We start from the raw sequence: 1,127 nt of genomic DNA, 5'->3' as shown, positions 1-1,127 counted from the left end.
GTCTTCGGCACCGTTGTTTCCGGTCGACCACCGGAGCTTGAAGGTGTGGAACAGATGTTGGGACTTTTCATTAACACCATACCGATACGAATCAAATTGGATGCAGATCAGCCATTCTCAGGTCTGCTTCGTGAAGTGCAGCGCAGCGCGGTTCAATCCCGGGCACATGACTATTTTTCACTCGCTGAAATCCAGTCCCAGTCAGCGCTCAAGCAGCAACTCATGGATCATTTTGTTGTATTTGAAAATTACCCGCTGGAGGATATGGTTGGCCGGCCTGATCTGAAGGAACGGCTTGGATTCGTCGTGGAGGACGCCCAGCTGTCCGAAGAAACTCCTTACCCCTTCAACATCGAAGTGGAGGACGGAAAAGCGCTGAGCTTTATGCTGTCCTACAACAACTATGTCTACAGCGATGAAGCGATGACACGGTTAGCCGGGCATTTGGAGCATACACTCGTTCAGATTGCACGTACACCAGAAATCCTGCTGCGGGACATTCGTCTGTTGACCGCTACAGAAGAGGCGGAGCTCACCCGCGTATGGAGCGGACCAATTGCCGACTATCCTGCCGGAACGTTTCATGGAATATTCGAAGCGCAGGCAGAACGTATCCCGGAACAGACGGCTGTCATCTACGAAGATACCGCACTGACCTATCATGAGCTGAATGAGAAGGCCAATCTGCTTGCTCAAGCTTTACAAAGCCGTGGGGTCCAACGCGAACATCTCGTCGCCGTGATGCTTGAGCGTTCAGCAGACATGATTATCGCTGTGTTAGGGATTATGAAGGCGGGAGCGGCCTACGTACCTGTCGATCCGACCTACCCGAAGGAGAGAATTGCTTACATGCTTCAGGACAGCGGGGCTACTATTATGCTCACGCAGTCTTCCCTGACTGAACTACTGGCGGATGTGGATTTTGCAGGTGAAGCGCTGGACTTGCCAGGATTACTTCAACAAGCTTCACAAGGGAACCATTCCCATCAGCAAGCGCCCATCTACACGCCTGTCCATGATCCTGAGGCTTTGGCTTACGTCATTTACACATCGGGAACGACGGGGAACGCCAAAGGCGTGATGATCGAGCAGCGTCATTACGTAAATACGGCGTGGGGCTATAGAGA

The 1,127-nt window shown here is 52.3% G+C and carries 1 protein-coding gene; it reads left to right on the top strand.

Going from position 1 to position 1,127, the window contains the following annotated elements:
• Positions 1 to 1,127, top strand: a 1,127-nt coding sequence (locus tag E0698_RS26215; RefSeq protein ID WP_192513426.1) for an AMP-binding protein, incomplete at both ends; no start/stop codon positions are given.

The sequence above is a fragment of the Paenibacillus sp. 23TSA30-6 genome (assembly GCF_014858585.1).
Taxonomy (GTDB): domain Bacteria; phylum Bacillota; class Bacilli; order Paenibacillales; family Paenibacillaceae; genus Paenibacillus.
Note: the sequence above shows the minus strand (reverse complement) of the source record. Positions and strands in the feature narration are given on the sequence as shown.